At 69.1% G+C, this 19,046-nt stretch carries 15 protein-coding genes and 2 tRNA genes; 4 read left to right on the top strand and 13 right to left on the bottom strand.

Annotation, left to right across the window (positions count from 1 at the left end):
• Positions 1-78 precede the first annotated feature (78 nt).
• Entirely contained in the window at positions 79-2,211 is a 2,133-nt protein-coding gene (locus tag H5T77_RS03690; RefSeq protein ID WP_292645182.1) for a PhoX family protein, read from the bottom strand.
• A 287-nt stretch (positions 2,212-2,498) separates the two neighbouring features.
• On the opposite strand from H5T77_RS03690, the gene H5T77_RS03685 reads away from it, so the two are divergent.
• Positions 2,499-2,690 carry a DUF3073 domain-containing protein gene (locus H5T77_RS03685; RefSeq protein WP_292645179.1) on the top strand — a complete coding sequence of 64 codons (192 nt, stop codon included), beginning with the start codon at positions 2,499-2,501 and terminating at the stop codon, positions 2,688-2,690.
• Between the two features lie 68 nt (positions 2,691-2,758).
• Here H5T77_RS03685 and H5T77_RS03680 read toward each other — a convergent pair whose 3' ends face one another.
• From H5T77_RS03680 to H5T77_RS03670, 3 genes are all read right to left on the bottom strand, one after another.
• Positions 2,759-4,093, bottom strand: a complete 1,335-nt coding sequence (locus H5T77_RS03680) for a hypothetical protein (protein ID WP_292645175.1) — start codon at positions 4,091-4,093, stop codon at positions 2,759-2,761.
• Positions 4,094-4,125: 32 nt separating this feature from the next.
• A complete protein-coding gene (locus tag H5T77_RS03675; protein ID WP_292645172.1) occupies positions 4,126-7,569 on the bottom strand; it encodes an SCO7613 C-terminal domain-containing membrane protein in 3,444 nt (1,147 codons plus the stop codon).
• Between the two features lie 122 nt (positions 7,570-7,691).
• A tRNA-Phe gene (locus tag H5T77_RS03670) sits at positions 7,692-7,765 on the bottom strand.
• 115 nt (positions 7,766-7,880) lie between these two features.
• Between H5T77_RS03670 and H5T77_RS03665 the strand changes: the two genes are divergently transcribed.
• The 3 genes from H5T77_RS03665 to H5T77_RS03655 all read left to right on the top strand — a co-directional run bounded on the left by H5T77_RS03665 (position 7,881) and on the right by H5T77_RS03655 (position 9,929).
• A tRNA-Glu gene (locus H5T77_RS03665) sits at positions 7,881-7,953 on the top strand.
• 132 nt (positions 7,954-8,085) lie between these two features.
• Positions 8,086-9,231 (top strand): MacS family sensor histidine kinase, encoded by a 1,146-nt coding sequence (gene macS, locus H5T77_RS03660; RefSeq protein ID WP_292645169.1) that lies wholly within the window; start codon positions 8,086-8,088, stop codon positions 9,229-9,231.
• Between the two features lie 32 nt (positions 9,232-9,263).
• A complete protein-coding gene (locus H5T77_RS03655) occupies positions 9,264-9,929 on the top strand; it encodes a response regulator (protein ID WP_292645166.1) in 666 nt (221 codons plus the stop codon).
• 425 nt (positions 9,930-10,354) lie between these two features.
• Here H5T77_RS03655 and H5T77_RS03650 read toward each other — a convergent pair whose 3' ends face one another.
• From H5T77_RS03650 to H5T77_RS03610, 9 genes are all read right to left on the bottom strand, one after another.
• Complete coding sequence (locus tag H5T77_RS03650; RefSeq protein WP_292645163.1) at positions 10,355-11,173, bottom strand: HNH endonuclease signature motif containing protein; 819 nt, start codon at positions 11,171-11,173, stop codon at positions 10,355-10,357.
• A gap of 106 nt (positions 11,174-11,279) precedes the next feature.
• Positions 11,280-12,551 (bottom strand): IS256 family transposase, encoded by a 1,272-nt coding sequence (locus H5T77_RS03645; RefSeq protein WP_472850330.1) that lies wholly within the window; start codon positions 12,549-12,551, stop codon positions 11,280-11,282.
• A gap of 150 nt (positions 12,552-12,701) precedes the next feature.
• Positions 12,702-13,124: a hypothetical protein gene (locus tag H5T77_RS03640; RefSeq protein WP_292645157.1), complete on the bottom strand. Its 423-nt coding sequence runs from the start codon at positions 13,122-13,124 to the stop codon at positions 12,702-12,704.
• Positions 13,125-13,702: 578 nt separating this feature from the next.
• The gene (thrS, locus tag H5T77_RS03635) at positions 13,703-15,031 is read right to left on the bottom strand and encodes a threonine--tRNA ligase (RefSeq protein WP_292645154.1); all 1,329 of its coding nucleotides are present in this window, start codon (positions 15,029-15,031) and stop codon (positions 13,703-13,705) included.
• A gap of 165 nt (positions 15,032-15,196) precedes the next feature.
• Entirely contained in the window at positions 15,197-15,964 is a 768-nt protein-coding gene (locus tag H5T77_RS03630) for a pseudouridine synthase (RefSeq protein ID WP_292645151.1), read from the bottom strand.
• Positions 15,961-16,635: an SMC-Scp complex subunit ScpB gene (scpB, locus tag H5T77_RS03625; protein WP_292645149.1), complete on the bottom strand. Its 675-nt coding sequence runs from the start codon at positions 16,633-16,635 to the stop codon at positions 15,961-15,963. The genes H5T77_RS03630 and scpB overlap by 4 nt, the downstream gene beginning before the upstream one ends.
• A complete protein-coding gene (locus H5T77_RS03620; protein ID WP_472850329.1) occupies positions 16,628-17,527 on the bottom strand; it encodes a segregation and condensation protein A in 900 nt (299 codons plus the stop codon). The genes scpB and H5T77_RS03620 overlap by 8 nt, the downstream gene beginning before the upstream one ends.
• 32 nt (positions 17,528-17,559) lie before the next feature.
• The gene (locus H5T77_RS03615; protein ID WP_292645147.1) at positions 17,560-17,913 is read right to left on the bottom strand and encodes a hypothetical protein; all 354 of its coding nucleotides are present in this window, start codon (positions 17,911-17,913) and stop codon (positions 17,560-17,562) included.
• Positions 17,895-18,890, bottom strand: a complete 996-nt coding sequence (locus H5T77_RS03610) for a ParA family protein (RefSeq protein ID WP_292645146.1) — start codon at positions 18,888-18,890, stop codon at positions 17,895-17,897. The genes H5T77_RS03615 and H5T77_RS03610 overlap by 19 nt, the downstream gene beginning before the upstream one ends.
• Between the last annotated feature and the right edge of the window lie 156 nt (positions 18,891-19,046).

Here is a 19,046-nt window from a genome sequence, read left to right as displayed (position 1 = left end):
CCTCGTCCCAGGTCCCACGACAGCCGAAGGGCGCCGGAGCGATCGCTCCGGCGCCCTTCGCCGTCTCTCCGGCGTCTCTCAGGCCTTCAGCACCTGCACGACCGAAGGCCGCGGGCCGGCGAACTCGCCCTCGCCGGCGGTGCCGTCGACGTAGTCGGGGAAGAGGGAGTTCTGGGCTTCCCAGGTCCCGTCCTCGCCCGGGTGCTGGACGGCGACGAAGACCGAGCCGTCGCGGTCGTGGATGACCGGACCGCAGGTCTCGGCGTCACGGGGCACGGCGAGGAACTGCTGGACGTGGCCGCGCTCGCGACCCTCCAGCGGAACCTTGAACAGCCCGTCGGACTTCTGGATCGAGCTGGGCTGGCCGTCGGTGGAGATCCACAGGTTGCCCTCGGAGTCGAAGGCCAGGTTGTCCGGGCACGAGATCGGCGAGACCTTGTCCTGCGGGTAGCCCGCGAAGTAGGTCGACTCGTTCACCGACGGGTCGCCGGCGACGATGACGATGTTCCACCGGAAGATGCGCGAGGTGTGGTCGCCGTCGTCCTCGGTGATCTCGATGATGTGGCCGTCGCGGTTGGAGTTGCGCGGGTTGGCCTCGTCCACCCCGGCCTTGCCCGTGGTGCCGCGCTGGGAGTTGTTGGTGCAGGCGACGTAGACCTTGCCGGTCTTCGGCGAAGGCTCGACGTCCTCGCAGCGGTCCATCTTGGTGGCGCCGGCCTTGTCTGCGGCCAGACGGGTGTAGACGAGCACCTCGTCGACGCTCATCCCGGCGACCCTGCTGCGGCCGTCGACCACGAGCGGGACCCACTGGCCGTAGCCGTCGAACTTGCCGTCGCTGGGCAGCGTGCCGGTGCCGTCGATCTCGGTGGCAGGGGAGTCGCCGTGGAAGCGGGCGACGTAGAGGCTGCCCTCGGTCAGCAGGTCGAGGTTCTTCTTCCGGTTGTTGGGGTTGTACTTCCCCTTGGAGACGAACTTGTAGAGGTAGTCGAACCGCTCGTCGTCACCGGTGTAGGCCACGACCTTGCGGTTCTTGGCGATGATGACGTTCGCGCCCTCGTGCTTGAGGCGGCCGAGCATGGTGTGCTTGCGCGGGGTCGAGGTCGGGTCGGTCGGGTCGATCTCGACGATGTAGCCGAACCGGTTGGGCTCGTTCGCGTAGTCGGCCGAGCGTGCGTCGAAGCGCGGCTCGATGGCCTCCCAGCCGTACGACGAGGGATTCTCGTTCAGGCCGTAGCGCTTGTTCTCGGGGGTGGCGCTGCTGGCGCGGAAGTAGCCGTTGAAGTTCTCCTCGCCCGACAGGATCGTGCCCCACGGCGTGGTGCCGCCGGCGCAGTTGCCGATCGTGCCCAACGCCACGGTGCCGGTCGGGTCGGCCGCGGTCTTGAGCAGGTCGCTGCCGGCCGCGGGGCCGGTGATCTCGAACGGTGTCGAGGCCGTGATGCGGCGGTTCTTCGGAGCAGACGGGACGTAGCTCCACTTCTCACCCGGTGCGGAGCGCTCGAGCTCCACGATCCCGAAGCCGTGAGCGGCCATGGAGATCCTGAGCTGCTCGTTGGCGTCGAGGTCGGGCGGGAACATGATGCCGGCGTTGACGTACTCGTTGTTGCAGCACAGCAGGGCCTTGGTGCCGGCCTTGTTGGTCACGATGACGTCGGTGTAGTCGTTGTTGTAGCCCCAGGCGAGCGCCTGCTTCTCGGCGGACTGGTTGTTGACGTCGAAGGGGACGCCGCCGGGAAGGATCGGGTCGCCCCAACGGATGATCGGCTCCCAGGTGTAGCCCTGCGGCACCACGAAGGTGTCCTCGGTCGCCGCGACCGGGGTGATCGGCTTGAACGGCAGGTTGGTACGTCCGCCGTGACCGTGGCCGCGACCCGCGGCGAGGCCGGCCTGAGGGCTGGCCGCGGCTGCCAGGCCGCTGCTGCCGACCGCGAGGGCGACGGCACCGGCGCCGGCGAGACCCAGCGCATGGCGACGGCTGAGCGCGTTGCCGGCGATGTCGCGGAAGTAGCCGTTGTCGGAGGTGTTGGGGGCGGGCTTGGCGCACGCGCTGTCGCACTTGAGTGCGCAGGTCACGGCGCTCCGCTTGCCGCGCGTGTGGCCCGCCATGGGGAGCAAGGACAGCATGGTGCGGCGGCCGTCCGTGGCAGGGGCGCCCGGGTCGCTGCACGAGGGACAGGCGGTGTCGGTCTGGATGTTGCTCAGTTCGGTCACTGCATTTCCGTTCAAGACGCGTTGTGTCAGTATCCCAAGAATCGGAAGGGAGGCTATGCGCGGCGAGACAACCTATCGGCCCCTCAGTCTGTCGTCGAGGTGAACGGGGAATGACGAGTCGTCAGGCTCGGAAATCATGTGACCTCGGTAACATTCGCTCCTAGCGAACGGATTTTCGACACCCCGGCGTGCGGATTCTTGGCATTAACCGGTAGCGTTGCCCTTACGAGAAACCTGTGAACAGCCCGGGACTATCCCGGCCAAGTGCGACGAGGGGGCTGGACCCTATGGGGCGCGGCCGAGCGAAAGCCAAGCAGACGAAGGTCGCACGCGACCTGAAGTACCGGACCTATGAGACGGACTTCGGGGCCCTTGCGCGCGAACTTCATGGTGATGAAGACACCAGTCAGAAGGCCGATCCGATACCGGACGACTATGACGACTGGCCGGACTACGACGCGGGGCCCTCGCGCCCTTAGGCCGTGTCTCTCAGAGACGCGCTTAAGGGGCGGCCGGTCAAAGCGGCAACGCCTTGGTCGGCATCCCCTCAGACCGATCGGCTCTGGGTCGATCGGCTCTGGGTCGATCGGCTGATCACGACCTCCCCGTGGGTGCCGTAGCCGGGTAGCGGTCCGCCGTGAGGCGTGCCGTCGAAGGCCACATGCAGCCACTCGTCCCCGACCGGGATCAGAGTGGGCCACGGCAGGTTCGAGACGTACGCCGAACGGAGCTCTGCGACCTCGTTGAGGTCCAGGTCGAAGATCGGGTAGCGAGCACGGACGCGACGCGGGTTGTCGCGTCCGTCGCTGGCGCCGACCACGACTGTGCCGCCCAGCGGGACAAGAGTGGTGCCCTCGGTGGCTGTCCGGTCGGATCGTGCTGCCCGCAGGCTGAGCGCGTCCAGGCTCGGCCCGCTGGCGATGACCGGATGGAAGGCGAAGTACTTCTCGGCGCTGACGTAGCCGACCAGCCATTCGTCGTCGCGGCGCACCAGCTGCGGGTCCCAGACGCCGACTGACGTCAGGCCGTCCGTCGGCAGGGCGAGCGGGGTCGCGTCGAGGACGTGCTCGCCTCGGGTCACGTCCTCCCGTGATCGGGCGATCGTGACTCCGACCGGGCTCCACGGCTTGCCTGGGTCCTTCTCGTCGGGCGCCTTGAAACCGGCCCACGTGCTCGTCGTGACGACCCACTCGTCCCCATCGCGCATGAGGTGGGTGGCGTGGTCGCCGTAGACCAGCCCTTCCCGGCGGAAGTAGAGCGCGCCGCGATGGACGAGCTCGTACGTCGTCGGGTCCAGCGCCCACACCGAGGTGTGCGCGGTGGGGAAGAAGCCCGGTCCGGCGCTGGTGGCGGTGAGCAGCACGGTGCCGCCGTCATCCCGGAACGGTGAGCCGTCGGCGTACGTCACCGCGCGGATGTCGCGCAGGCCGAGCTGTCCGAAGGCGCCAATGCGCGCGTCTCCGGCCGCGCCCTCGTGGTCCGCGGTCAGGTCGGCGAGCCAGGCCTCGTCACGCGGCTCGATCCCGAGCTCGGAGAGGTCTACCCGCGCCCGCGCCGCCCACGCGCCGTCCGTCTCCTGGGTCAGCGCGGTCAGCATGGTCCCGGTCAACGTCAGCGCGAATCGGCCGGCGCCGAGGCGGACCCTGGCGTGGCGCCGGCTCGCGTGAGTCGTACGCCGCGACCCGCTGGTCGTCTCCAGCCACACCCGCCGCCCGTCGTACCTCCCGGTGAGCACGTCGCCGCCCGAGGTGAAGGTCAGCGAGACCGGGCCGTCGCAAGCGACCTCGATCGCGGCGTTGGCTGCGGGCCGGGAGGAGCTGGTGGAATCGACAGCGATCGTGACGGGGCGCTGGCGACGTACGATCTCGAACTCTGGGAACATCGGTTCCAGTCTTCCGTGCGTTCCGCTCCGGGCTAACGCAGCCCTCGGACGTAGGCGGTGGCCCGCCGGAGGTCGTGGAGGCGCGCCTCCCAGGTGATGCCGAGGAAGAGCAGCAGGAGGCCGGCCGCACCGAGCGCCCACCACTGCTGCAGCATCGCCGCCGACGGCATCTGCGCCAGAGCCAGGACCGAGGCGACCAGGGCGCCACCGACCAGCGGCGCGGCCCAGCGCAGCCAGGCACCGCCGATGATGAAGGCGAGACAGGCGATGCCGAGCACGACGCTCCGCATCGAGATCGGGTCCTGGAGCGCCGCGGGGATGGACGGGACGAGGGCGAGGAAGACGCCGGGGCCGAGCACCGGCAGCGAGGCGATCCCCCTGTCGAGGCGAAGCTTGATCACGCCGTAGGCGACCAGCGCGATCGCCGGCGGCAGGGTGTAATGCTCCCAGGTCGTGACCGAGGTGTCGCCCAACCGGATCCACAGGGCGATCGTCATCAGCGTGGCGCCGGCCCAGCCCAGCCGGCGACGCTCGTCGTGAGCGATCGCGTGCGCGGAGACGGCGGCGCCGGCCACCGTCAGCAGGATGCTCAGCCAGGGAAGGTCGACCCCGCTCGATCCGACCGCGACCGGGCCGTCCGGCGTCAGGACGATCGAGGGACCGAGGCTGACCGTGCCGAAGAAGATCGTGACCGCAGCGGCCACCGCGGCGGTGATCTCGGCGGAGGGCAGCAGCCGGAAGATGGTGACGACGGCCAGTACGACGATGATCCCGGCCGCGGCGTGCGGTGCCGCGACCTCGCTGAGGTTGGCGAACATCCAGCAGAACGCCGTCAGCGTGATGATCCAGTAGGGAGCGGTGACGGCCTTGGTCTGCTGTTCCCGGGTGAGCCGGTCGACCGCGATCGCGGCGGCGGTTAGCACCCCGGCCACCACCAGCGCCAGCAGGTCGTTGCCGAACGCGGCGCCGAGCGATCCCAGGCCGAGCACGCCGGCGATCGCGAGGCGCGCTCCGGACTGCTCCGGCTCGTGGCGCAGGATCGTCGCGATGCACATGACGCCGGCGATGAGCAGCAGGATCGCCAGCCAGTCGGTGTCCAGCGAACCGCCCTCGTCGAAGGCACCCAGCACGATCGACACGGCCGCGCCGGTGGCGGCCGCGGCCTCGGTGGCGGGACTGCGGCGTACCAGCACGATGGCGCCCATCGCGACAACGACCACCACCGCGGTGTAGGGACGATCGACGTCGGCCATCCGGGCCGCCTGCCAGACGGCGGCCGTCAGGGCGAGGATCCAGTAGGCGGTCGCGACCTCCTTGGCATGGCCGGACTGGACGCGGTCGACGGTGAAGGCGAGCGCGGTGAGGATGACGGTCACGGCCAGGGCGAGCACGTCGTTCGAGAGGACCGCGGCCGTGGCCGCCCCGATCCCGACGGTGCCCGCCACGGCCAGCGCGGGAGGCTGGCGGTGGTGCAGGCCGATGGCCGCGGCGAGGATGGTGGCGATGGTCAGCAGGACCGCCGCCCAGGTGACGTCGACAGAGCCGATCCCGATCGAGATCGCGGCGCTGGCCATAGCGGCCCACCAGCCCGACGCCCGGAAGCGGAAGAGCGTGATCAGCCCGAGGACCGTGACGATCACGCATGCGGCCCACTGCCGCTCCACGTCGATCAGCGGGGCGAGCGACCACAGGCCGAGGCTGAGCGTCACGACCGAGTAGCTGGCGGTGACCTCGCGGTCGGCGCCGGCCAGACCCCGAACCGCGTACGCAGCGACCCCCGCCAGCGCGAGCGCGACGACCACGGTGAGCAGGTCGCTGGGCAGCGCGGCGGCGAGGGCGACCAGGCCGAAGATGCCGGCGGCGACGAGCCGCGGCCGCCGCTGTGCCCACCAGGCCAGCGCGACGGCGACGCCGAGCAGCAGCAGCGCCGGGACCAGCAGCGGGGCGGCGTAGCAGGCGGCCGTGACCGCGAACCCGGAGAGACCGCCGGAGAAGACGATCCAACGGACCGTGGGTCGGTAGGTGCGGAAAGCCGGCGGGTTGGACTGGTAGAACCAGGCGGTGCCGAGGGCGAGGATCGCGAGCAGCGCCGGCAGCGCCAGCCAGCCCGGCAGCAGCGGATCCGGGCCGGTGACCGGCGAGAACGCCGACTCGGTCCAGGGAACGGCCGCGAGCCGGACGGCGGCCGAGACGGTCAGGATGAGGACCGTGATGCCCAGTGCTGCGGCGTACGGCGTCAACGCGGTAGCGGCCCAGCGCCAGGGCCGGGGGAGTGTCATCAGTGCGCCGGCGGCGACCAGAGTGACCACGATGGCCACGACGGTCAGGGTGACCGGGCCGTCGTCGAGAGCCGGCTGGGTGAAGGTGTAGGCGGCGATCAGCAGCGACACCCCGACCATGGCGACCTTGGCGTCCTTGGGCAGCGGGAACAGCAGCGCCACGATCGCCAGCACCGCGGCCGCGCCGAGCAGCAGGGGCAGGGTGCCGCCGGTCAGGAGCTCGGAGCCGGTCAGTGCGGGGTCGGCCAGACCGCGGACGAGCAGCATCAACCAGAAGCCCGCCAGCACGACCATCGAGCCGAGAGTCAGGGCCCGGAGCTCGAGCTTGCTCGCCACGATCACCACGACGAGAGCGATCACCGCAGCGACCAGCGGGAACCAGATGAGGTCGGAGATGAGCTCGAGACCGATCAGCGCGGTGAGTACGCCAGCGGCGGCCGCCACCTGTGGCCCGATCACCGCGGTGAGCTTCTCGCTGCGCTCGCCGACCAGGGACATCGCGGTGCCGGCTATGAAGACGGCGACGCCGACGATGACCAGGAAGCCACGGTCCCAGTCGGCTCCACCGAGCCAGCCGGCGTACTCCATCCCGGCTATGTCCAGGGCGAGCAGTCCCAGCGCGAGGGTCCAGACGCCTTCGGTGCCGGCGCGCAGCTCGAGATGCATCAGCACCGCGCCACCGATCGTGAAGAGGGCGGTGAAGACGAGCAGCATCGTCGTGCGGCCACCGACGCCCATCGCGGCCCAGGCGACCGCGAGGAAGATGACCCCCGCGACCAGCAGGAAGAGAACGCCGACGCCGACCAGGATCAGCGGCACCGTGATCGGCGCGCGGCGGGCGGCCTCGAGCGGGGCGCCGGGGAACGGCGACGGTCCGGCGACGGCTGTCGCCGCTGCAGGTGTGGCCGCCGTCGCGGAGACAGGCTCGGCGACGGGTTCGGGTTGGATCAGCGGGGGTGCCGAAGGCGGTGCGGCGGGCGGTGCGGCAGCGGGCGGCGGGGTCGGCCGCACGGCTCGGCTGGCCTCGTCCCGGATCGAGCGCAACCGGGTCATGAGTACGTCGGCTCGCAGCAGCGTCCCGTAGAGCTCTTGGGCTACCGCGTTCTCCAAGGGCAGCCCGCAGTTCGGGCAGGGGCTGGTGCCGGGCTCGAGGGCCTCCCGGCAGTCGGGGCAGCGACCAGGATCGGCGTACTTCACAGCCCACCATCCTTGCGTAGTTCCGCCGATGCGTGTGCGGGAAACGCAGAGGGTCCGGACCGAGTCCCGAAATGGCAACCGGCTCCGACCCATAGCTGCGGGTCGAAGCCGGTTGTTGCTTGTGGGCAGGGGCGGGGTCGAACCGCCGACCTATCACTTTTCAGGCGATCGCTCGTACCAACTGAGCTACCTGCCCAAGCGAGGTGAAACATTACCGGAAATGCCTGCGGCCTTCCGAATCGGGGTCCGTGCATGTCTGTACGCCCTCGCTTTGGCGGCCCAGGACGCAGGCCTCTAGGATGTCCCGGCAGGCCCCCTTCGTCTAGCGGCCCAGGACCCCGCCCTTTCACGGCGGTAGCGCCGGTTCGAATCCGGTAGGGGGTACAACAGCTTGGCTGTGGCATCAGTTCGCCTCGATCCATGCCTCGATTCTGGATCTCGTGCAGCGCTCCGGCATCCGCACGGATACTCATATCCAGGACGTACGCCGCATCGTGTAGTGCGACACTTCCGACTGTGAGTGCGTGGACGTCGCCGGCGGCGATCGAGGTCGAGAACCGGCTCTTCCGGGCTCTCGCGGTGCTGCGCGTGGTCGTTCTCGTCAATGCCGTCGGCCTGACCGTCTACCGGGCAGGCAACTTCGATCCACCGTCGGCGGCGCTGGTCTGCGCGCTCGTCATGGTGAGCTGGACCGCCTTCGCCGTCTGGGCGTACGCGGCACCCAGCCGACGCACGGCGGTGCTCGTCGGCGCCGACCTGGCGATCGCGCTCGGGCTCCTGCTCGTGACGCCGCTGGTGAAGGGCCCGGGGTTCCAGGCGAGCGTGCCGGGCTTCTGGGTGAGCGGCGCGCTGCTCGCGTGCGCGATCCACTATCGCTGGATCGGCGGTCTGCTGGCCGGTGTGGCGCTGGCGGCCGTCGACCTCGGACTGCGTCAGGAGATCGACCAGTCGATCTACGGCAACGCGTTCCTGCTGGTCATCGGTGGCCCGGTGGTCGGCTACATGTGTGAGTCGGTGCAGCGGATGGCGCTGGAGCGGGACGAGGCCGAGCGCGCGGCGGCCCGGGCCGAGGAGCGGGCGCGGCTCGCCCGGGCGGTCCACGACGGCGTGCTCCAGGTGCTCGCACTCGTCCAGCGCCGCGGCGGCGACCTCGGTGGCGACGGTGCCGAGCTGGGCAGGCTGGCGGGGGAGCAGGAGCGGGAGCTGCGAGCGTTGGTCCGTGGCGAGCAGCCCGGCCGTGGCCCGGCTGCCGGGATGGTCGACCTGGCTGCGGCGCTGGCCGAGCTGGAGACCGCCACCGTGACCGTGTCCGGACCCGCGACCGCCGTCGAGATGCCCGCACACCCCGCCGAGGAGATCGTCGCGGCGACCCGGGCAGCGCTGGACAACGTACGCCGCCATGTCGGTGAGGACGCCCGCGCCTGGGTGCTCCTGCAGGCGTTCCCCGACCATGTCGAGATCTCGGTGCGCGACGAGGGCCCGGGTATCCCCGATGGTCGCGTCGCCACGGCCGAGAAGGACGGCAGGCTGGGCATCGCCGGCTCGATCAAGGGCCGGATCCTCGATCTCGGGGGTACGGCCGAACTCATCACAGGAAGGACGGGAACGGAATGGGAAATGGTCGTTCCTCGCATGGGTCTCGACAGGCTCGACCACCGATGACAGCTCGACCACCGATGACAGCTCGACCACCGATGACAGCTCGACCACCGGTGACCGCGGTCAGGTTGATGGTCGTCGACGATCATCCGATGTGGCGTGACGCGGTCGAGCGCGACCTCGCCGCCGCGGGCTTCGATGTCGTCGCCACCGCCAGCACCGGCCGGGAAGCGATCACCAGGTTCGCCGCGACGCGGCCGGAGGTCGTGGTGCTCGACCTGCACATCCCCGAGCCCGACGGTGTCCAGGTCACCACCGAGATCATCGCCCTGCACCCGACGACCAAGGTCCTCATCCTCTCCGCCTCCGGCGAGCAGAACGACGTCCTTGCAGCAGTCAAGGCCGGAGCCACCGGCTACCTGATCAAGTCGGCCTCCCGCGACGAGCTCCTGGAGGCCGTACACCGCGTCGCCGCCGGCGACCCCGTCTTCACCCCCGGCCTGGCCGGCCTGGTCCTGGGCGAGTTCCAGCACAGCGCCGCCACCGAAGTACGCGGAGACAAACCCACGCTCACAGACCGCGAGACCGAGATCCTCAAGCTCGTCGCCAAGGGCCTGAGCTACCGCCAGATCGCCGACCGCCTCGTCCTCTCCCACCGCACGGTGCAGAACCACGTACAGAACATCCTGCGCAAGCTCCAGATGCACAACCGTGTCGAGCTCACGCGCTACGCGATCGAGCAGGGTTTGGACGGGGACTAGGTTCGGCGTGGGGCCAGGGCCTGGGGCTGGTCGTCTTTGTTGGGTTGGGGCCGCCGACCCGTTATGGATGGTGTTCACGCCGGACCCCGGAGTCAAGGACGGCCTTCGGCCGCCGGCTTCGCCGGTCGCCTGCGGCGATCCTTGACACCGTGATCCGTCGAGAATTTTGGCTGGTTATCGGGTCGGCGGCGGGGTCTGGCGCAGCGAGTTTGGGTCGCGTACGGGCTTGGGGACCGGGGTGGTCGGTCCTGGCAGGTGAGGTCTGCGCGGGCGCTGTACTAGACGATGACACCTTGTGAATCGTTCACAAGGGGCGCTCCCGTGTCTTGTCAGAGGCCACTAGGTCGTCGGCTAGGACAGAGGGTCCGAGTTCGTGAAGCCCTTCACAAGGTCGGATCCGTGGGCCGGAGCAGGCCGCAGCGCGGTCAGACGCGGCGGGTGAACCGGATCCGTCCGTCCGGGAGGCGTTCATAGTCGTAGTTGGGGTCGTGGATCCGGCGATGATCGCTCGAACACAACAACACCATGTTCGCGAGATTTGTGAGGCCGCCTGCCGACCAGGGTTTCAGATGATGCGCCTCGGTCCAGGCCGCTGGCGCATCACAGTCTTCGGCCTGGCAGCACTTGTCCCGTAACCGCAGCGCCCGGTGTTGGACCGGGTGGGCCAGGCGGATGCTGCGGCCGAAGTCGAGGATCTCGGAGCCTGTGCCGAGTACGACGGGGATGAGGTCGGCGTTGCAGGCCATCCGGCGGGCCTCAGCGGCGCTGATCTGCTCCCCATCGAACCCCAACGCGGCGGTGCCGAGGTCGTTGCGGAGGTCCTCGACGCTCATGGTGATGAACACCGTGGTCGCGTGACCACCGTGCCGGGGGAGCTGGTCGACGTCGTAGGTCTCGATGATCCGGGTGAAGGCCTGGCCCAGCAGCCGGTCATAGGGGGCTTTGCGGCCCCGGTCCTCCGCGGAGAGCTTCCTCGGCTGCGCCAACGAGTCCAGGATGGTCCGGAGACGGTGACCGACCGCGTACGAGACCCGGGCATGGATGTCCACCGTCCCGTCACCGTTCGCACGGGAGGTCAAGAACGTGCGGCGTTGGGCGCGTTCCTCTTCCCGCTGCAACGCTTTGGCCTCGGCGGCCTCGAACCGTTCGGGATCGACCTCGAACAAGATCCGCTTCCCGATGATCTCGAGCTTGTTCGCGGTCATCTCGGTGGCGTACTCCACCAACAGCTTCTCCGCGAGCACCAGGTTCTCGGCACTGGCTTCGGGGTCGGCCTCGACCGCCTCGAGCGCTTTGAGAGCTTGTCAAGATTTCTGTGTAAACGATCGGTCCCTTGTTGGTTGATTTGCCTTACAGGTAGGGGTTGATGCGGTCGGGGTAGGCGATCGCGAGTTGGCCCAGGGCCTGCTTCCAGTTCGTCACGACCTGGCCCTCGACGAGCCGTCCGGGAGCCTTGCGGTCGGCGGCTGGCTTGCCGCGTTCCTTCGCGCGTTCGCGGGCTCGCTTGTCCTCGATGTTGCAGATCGCCAGCCACAGCAGCTTCACCACGGCCTCGTCGTTGGGGAAGTGCCCGCGGTTCTTGGTGACCTTGCGCAGCTGGTAGTTCAGCGACTCGATGCTGTTGGTCGTGTAGATCACCCGCCGCAGCTCGGGCGGGAAGGCCAGGAACGGGATGAACCGCTCCCAGGCTGCTTGCCAGGTTGCGACGGCGTGGGGGTACTTCTTGCCCCAGATCGAGTCCTGGAACGCCGCGAATGCGTCCCTGGCGGACTTGTCCGAGGATGCGGTGTAGATCGGCTTCAACGCCTTCGCGACCGCCTTGCGGTCCTTGTAGTTCACGAACCGCATCGATGCCCGGATCAGGTGCACCACGCACGTCTGAACGGTCGCGTGCTGCCAGGTCGCCTCGATCGCCTCGGGCAGGCCGCTCAGGCCGTCGCAGCACACGATGAGCACGTCGCGGACGCCACGGTTCGCGAGCTCGGCACACACACCGGCCCAGAACTTCGCGCCCTCGGACGTCTGGATCCAGATCCCCAAGACGTGCTTGACGCCGTCCATGTCGACCCCGACAGCGATGTGGGCAGACTTGTTGATCACGTGCGCGCCGTCGCGGACCTTGACCACGATCGCGTCGAGGTAGACCACCGGGTAGAACGCATCCAGCGGCCGGGCCTGCCACTCGAGGATCTCCTCGGCGATCGCGTCGGTGATGTTCGAGATCGTCTCGTGCGACAACTCGGTCCCGATCGTGGAAGCGAGGTGATGGGCGATGTCGCGCACCGTCATGCCGCCGGCGTAAAGCGAGATGATCATCTCGTCCAGCCCGGACAGGCGACGTGAGCCCTTCGGGACCAGCACGGGCGTGAACGTGCCGTCGCGGTCGCGTGGGACCGCGAGCTCGACGTCACCGGTCTGCGTGGCGACCTTCTTCGGACTCGTGCCGTTCCTCGAGTTCGACACCGCTGAAGCGGCCGGGTCGCCCTTCTCATAGCCCAGATGGCTCGTGAGCTCAGCCTGCAGCCCGCGTTCTAGGGCGGCCTTGATCAAGCCGGGGATGAACCCTCCATCGCCGGTCAGCTCGATCTCACCGGCATCGATCTTGGCGAACAACTCATCCATCGCCCCCGACGCAGCGAACTCCGCAGCAGCCCTCGCCCCTGGCAGGTCTGCCCGATCAGCACGCCGAGCAGCGGCCGCCTTCTTGTAGTCCGGTCGCCCGGTCCCTTCGGTCACAGCAGTCATCATCGTTCCTTTGCTGAGACCGACCGCTTACACAGACCATCTGACACCCCCCGCTTTGACGATCACCCTCGCCTTGTCGGGGGACACCACACCCTCAGCAAGGCCGGCGGCGACGAGCTCGTACCTCGCAACCCCGGTGGCGAGCTTCACCTCGGCACGCCCGACCTTCTTGTCGACCAACAGCTCGGTCCACATCCACCCCGAGACATCCTTCGCACCGGTCTCCTCAGCGATGTCACCCGAGACAGCAAGGACCCGCAGCTTCAACGCGGCTTGCTTGGCCTGAATGATCTCCAGCCGCTTCAACCGGTCCTTCTTCTGACCGGTGCGCCAATAGGCAGGGTCCCTGGTGAGCAGGGTGTCGAGGGAGGACTCCAGGGCGGCGAGCTCTGCGTCGATCGGGTCCTCGGGGTTGGTTCCCCAGTGGTTGATCTCGGGTTCGAGGCTCATCCGCCGCCCCTCCTTTCCGGCGTGTTCAGAGGCGTGTCGTGATGGGTCTGATTCTACTCCTTCCGACTCCGTGAATCTACTTATATGCGCAGGTCAACCGCCTTTCCTCGGTCAGCGAACGGCCTCATACCTGTGGATGGTAAGTGGCCCGAAGGGCCACCCTCACACCCCACGCGCATCACCGTTCCCAGGAACGAATCCGCTGCGCCACACCCGGGCCGCCGCCCCGATAGCCAGCCATCTTTTTTCTCGACATGGTCCGGTGTCAAGGATCGCCAAAGGCGACCGGCGAAGCCGGCGGCCGAAGGCCGTCCTTGACTCCGGGGCATGTCGAGAACATCCTCGAAGTCGGGTCGGCGGCCCTGACCGGCCTTCGGGTGGGACGTTCCGGCAGGGAGGTCTCGACAAGCTCGACCACCGAAGCGACTGTGTTGGTCTCGACACGCCTCCGCCTAGCGGCTCCGGCGGCTCGACCAGCGGGGCATGGTCTCGACAAGCTCGACCAGCGGGGCGGGGTCTCGACAAGCTCGACCAGCGGGGCGGGGTCTCGACAAGCTCGACCACCAGGAGCCGAAACCTCACCACGCGACCCCAGCCGCCCGCGAAACGTACGCACCCTTCATCGCCGCCACGAGATCAGCAACCAGAATCCGCCCCTCGACCCCCGCCGCAACATCGCGTACCTGAACCTCGCCCGCATCCGCCTCGGCAGATCCGATGACCGCGATGAGCGGCTCACGGCGGCGCCGGGACTCACGGATCCGCGCGCCGAGGGAGCCGTCGGGGTCCAGACGCGGACGGAGGCCTTCGGCCAGGAGAGCGTCGACGAGGCCTCGGGCAGCCTGGTCCTGAGCCGGGGAGACCGGGAGGACGGCGACCTGGGTGGGCGCCAGCCACAGCGGGAGGCGGCCCTGGTAACGCTCCAGCACCGCCGCGGTGACACGTTCCATGGAGCCGACGGTGCCGCGATGGACCATCACGACCCGCCGCCGGGAGCCGTCAGCGGCGTCGTAGCTCAGGTCGAAGCGCTCGGGCTGGTTGAAGTCGATCTGAACGGTGGCGATGGTCTCCTCGCGGCCTGCTGAATCGATCACCTGCAGGTCGAGCTTGGGACCGTAGAAGGCGGCCTCGCCCGGCGCCTCGACGGTCGCGACACCGGCGGCGGACGCTGCCTTCTGCAGCGCCACCTCGGCGCCGTCCCACTGCTCGGCGGAGCCGAGGTAGGACGGTGAGTCGTCGCGGAGCGAGAGACGTACGTAGTCGACCCGCAGGCCGAGGATCTCCTGGGCTCTCAGGGCCGAGACCAGCGCCTTCCCGGCCTCGTCGGCCACCTGGTCGGGGCGGCAGAAGACATGGGTGTCGTCGAGGTTGATCTGGCGCACCCGGCTCAGCCCGGAGAGCACCCCGGAGCGCTCCGCACGGAACATCGGGGCGAGCTCGTGCAGCCGGATCGGGAGCTCGCGGTAGGAGTGCTGCCGGGCCTTGTAGACCAGCGCGTGGTGCGGACAGTTGGCGGGACGGAGCACCAGCTCGTCGCCACTCTCCCCCGCCGAACCCGCCGAACCCGCCGATCCCTCCGATCCCGCCGGCCCAGCCCCCATCGACATCGGCGGGAACATGTCCTCGGCGAACTTCGCCCAGTGACCCGAGCGCTCGAAGAGCGCGCGCTTGCCGAGCACCGGGGTCTTCACCGGTACGCAGCCGTCAGCCTTGGCCAGGTCGGCGGCCAGCCGCTCCAGCTCGCCGAAGATCACCGCCCCGTCGGGCAGCCACAGCGGCAGCCCGGAACCGGCGAGGGGGTCGGTGGCGAAGATGGCGAGGTCACGGTTGAGCTCGCGATGGTCGAGACGGTCGGCCGGGTCGGGGTTCATGGGTACGTGCTCCTGGGTCAGGCCCCGGAGCACCACCACCAGAGACGAGAACCGCCCCGGAGCACTGCTCCGGGGCGGTCTGCGAAAGTGGACAGCAGGTCAGCGCCGGAGTGGGTCCGGCGTCGTCGTGCTCATCGCGCGCTGCTGCATACCGTTCACCTTAACGGCTCCCGACGGCGTACGCATCGGGGTTTCCGGCCCTCAGAGCTCGGTGGTGTCGAGGAGCTCGCCGAGCTCCTCGCGGGAGAGGTCACGCATCTCGCCGGGCTTCATGCTGCCGAGGCGGACCGGGCCAATCCGCGTACGGGTGAGGCGGGTGACCGGGTGGCCGAGGTGATCGAGGAGACGGCGGACGATCCGGTTGCGGCCCTCGTGGATGACCAGCTCGATGATCGACTTGTCCTTGCGGGTCTCCATGATCCGGGCCTTGGTCACGGTGACCGGGCCGTCCTCGAGGGTGACGCCTGCGAGCAGCTGCTTGCGTACGTTGGGGAAGATCTCGCCCTCGACCTCGGCCACGTAGGTCTTGTCGACCTCGTAGCTGGGGTGGGCCAGCCGGTGGGCGAAGTCACCGTCGTTGGTGAGGATGATCAGGCCCTCGGTGTCGGTGTCGAGGCGGCCGACGTGGAAGAGCCGCTCCGGGCGGTCGGCGACCACGTCCGACAGGTTGCGGCGACCCTCCGGGTCGCTCATCGTCGAGACCACGCCGCGCGGCTTGTTGAGCGCCAGGTAGACCTTGCCGGAGATCGGCGGGAGACGCTTGCCGCCGAAGCGAACGACATCCTTGCCGGGGTCCACCTTGGTGCCCAGCCTGGTGACGACCTCGCCGTTGACCTCGACCTCGCCGTTGAGCATCAGGATCTCGCTGCCGCGCCGTGACGCGACGCCGGCCAGGGCCAGCAGCTTCTGGAGCCGGATCAGGCCCTCGTCGTCCAGCGGCAGATCGTCTCGCTCAGGAAGGCTACTCACGCCTGCGATTCTGCCGCATCCGAGGGGGCATCCCCATTCGCCGACTCCTCGGGCTGCGCCGCCAGCGCCGCGGGGCCGACCTGCTCGGTCAGCTCCTCCTCCATGTCGGCGAGGTCGGGCAGGTAGGGCGCCAGCTCGGGCAGCTCGCCCAGGTCGGTGATGCCGATCCGCTCCAGGAAATAGCCGGTGGTGCGGTAGAGGTTGGCGCCGGTCTCGTGGTCCTGACCGGCCTCCTCGACGAGGCCTCGGGTGAGCAGCGTGCGCATCACGCCGTCGACGTTGACACCACGGATCGCGGAGACCCGGGCCCGGGAGACCGGCTGCTTGTAGGCGACCACGGCCAGGGTCTCCAAGGCCGCCTGCGTCAGCCGGGCCTGCTGGCCCTCGAGCACGAAGCCCTCGACCACACCGGCGTACTCCGCACGCGTGTAGAACCGCCATCCACCTGCGACGTTGCGCAGATCGAAGCCGCGCCCCTGCTCGGTGTACTCGGCGGCGAGGCCCTCGAGCGCGGCGACCACCTCTGCGGTGGGATGGCCGACCGCAGACGCCAGCGACGCCGCCACGAGCGGCTCGTCGGCGACCATCAGCACCGCCTCGAGCGCCGGGCGCAGGTCGGCGAAGTCGATCGCCAGCGTCTCCTCGGTCTCCGCTGCCGCAGCCTCAGTCATCGTCCTTCTCTCCGTCATCGGCGCCGCCCTCCGCAGGCGGCTGCCCTTCGAACTCGTCCTGGATCAGCTCGTCGACATCGAGCGCCTCGTCCCCGGTCCAACGTACGGTCAGCTCGCCCAGGGCGGTGACCTGGTCGAACGCGACCGCACCCTCGCGGAAGAGCTCCAGCAGCGAGAGGAACCGGGCGACCGTGGTCAGTGTGTCCGGCGAGTCGAAGCACAGGCTGCGAAAGGTGACCTGTCCCCCGGCGCGCAGCCGCTCGATGACCAGGGCCGCCTGCTCCTTGACCGAGACCTTCGACCCGTGGATGTGGGACAGCCCGATCTCCGGCGGTCCGGGCTTGGGCGCCATCGCGGCAGCCGCGAGCTGGGCGAACTGCTCCAGCCCGATCCCGATCAGCACCTCCGGCAGCAGGCCGGCGTAGCGCGGTTCGAGCTGGACCGAGCGAGGGTGGCGCTTGGACTCCTTCGCGAGCCGATCGGCGAAGACGGCCGCGACCTGCTTGAACGCCTTGTACTGCAGCAGCCGCGCGAAGAGGAGGTCGCGCGCCTCGAGCAGCGCCAGGTCCTCCTCGTCCTCGACATCGCCCTGCGGAAGCAGCCGAGCCGCCTTCAGGTCGAGCAGCGTGCTCGCCACCAGCAGGAAGTTGGAGGTCTGCTCCAGGTCCCAGATGCCCTTGCCGCCATCCTCGGACCTGTCCGCGGCGCCCTTCTTGACGTACGCGATGAACTCGTCGGTCACCGTGGCCAGGGAGACCTCGGTGATGTCGAGCTTGTGCTTGGCGATCAGACTGAGCAGCAGGTCGAAGGGGCCCTCGAAGTTGCCGAGGTGGACCTCGAAGCCCCCGGCGCCGCTCGACTCCTGCTCGTCGGCCCCGTCCGGGCCATCCATCATCTGTGCGGCCGTCCGACCATCGAGCACCGTCACTCGGCGAGCCGGTGCACGAGGGCGCTGTCGTCCCCGTGCTCCTCCAGGTCGGCCAGCACGATCGCCAGCGCCTCGCGCACCAGCCGGCCACGGTCGACCGCGATGCCGTGCTTGGCCCGGAGGTTGAGCCGAGCGTGCTCGAGCTCGAGCAGCTCCTCGGAGGTGATGTAGACCGTCATCTTCTCGTCATGACGTACGCGGCCGCTGGAGCGCTTCTTGGCAGCCGGGGTCTCCTCGGCCGGCTCGGGCACGGCGTGGACCGGGCGTGCCTTCGCCTCGGCCGCCGCGGCATCGGCGGTACGCCGGAAGAGGTCGTCGGCGGCCGGGACCCTCACGCGTCGCGTTGCCATCGGGCCAGCACCTCCTTGGCGAGCATCCGGTAGGAGTCGGCGCCGGTCGAGCTGGAGGCGTACTCGGTGATCGGCTCGCCGACCACGGTGGAGTCGGCGAACTTCACGGTCCGCCGGATGACGCTGTGGAAGACGCGGTCGCCCCACCCGTTGACGAGGGTCTCCATGACCTCTCGGCTGTGCATGGTGCGGCCGTCGTACATCGTGCCCAGTATTCCGTCGATCCTCAGGCGCGGGTTGAGCCGCTCCTGAACCTTGTCGATGGTGTCCTTGAGCAGGGCGACGCCGCGCAGCGCGAAATACTCGCACTCCAGCGGCACGACCACCGAGTCGGAGGCGGTCAGCGCGTTGACCGTCAGCAGCCCCAGGCTCGGCTGGCAGTCGATGAGGATCACGTCGTAGTTGGCCACCGCGGGAGCGAGGGCGCGGGCCAGGGTCTGCTCGCGAGCGACCTCCTGGACGAGTTGCACCTCAGCGGCGGAGAGGTCGATGTTGGCCGGGAGCAGGTCGACGCCGTCGATCCCGGAGGGGACGACCACGTCCGCGAGCGTGATGTCACGCTCCATCAACAGGTTGTAGACGGTCAGCTCGATCTCGTTGGGCTGGAGCCCGAGACCGACCGAGAGCGACCCCTGCGGGTCGAAGTCGACCATCAGGACCTTGCGGCCGTGCTCAGCCAGCGCCGCCCCGAGGTTGATGGTGGTCGTGGTTTTGCCGACGCCACCCTTCTGGTTGACCATCGCGACCGTGCGCGCGGGGCCGCCGGTGGCGGGTCCGGGCTCGGGGAGGTTCGGCCAGGGGCGACCGGTCGGGCCCTTCTTGTTCTTGCCCGGGCCGTCGAAAGAACCCGCGTCGGGCTCGGGGGCGTTGGCGCGCAGGCGGGCCGAGGGCGGATAGGCCGGCGGCGGGGCCGCCGGCGTCTGCGGAGGTAACTGCGGCGCGGTCGCACCACCTGCTCCGAAATAGCTGTCTTCCATTCCTCCACCCCCGGTTGAGTTGCCGCGGCCTGGGACGATCACGGCGTGCGGGTCTATATGTCGACACGGCGACTCTAAGACCCGGATCTGCGCGACTGTAGGAGCCGCGCCGGGCGTGTCACAAGGCAAATCCGGCTGATTCTGCTACGCGGGCCG

Origin of the sequence: Nocardioides sp., assembly GCF_014360585.1 — a bacterium.
Taxonomy (GTDB): Bacteria; Actinomycetota; Actinomycetes; order Propionibacteriales; family Nocardioidaceae; genus Nocardioides.
The sequence above is the reverse complement of the archived record's forward strand: the minus strand, read 5'-3'. Positions and strand labels throughout refer to the sequence as shown.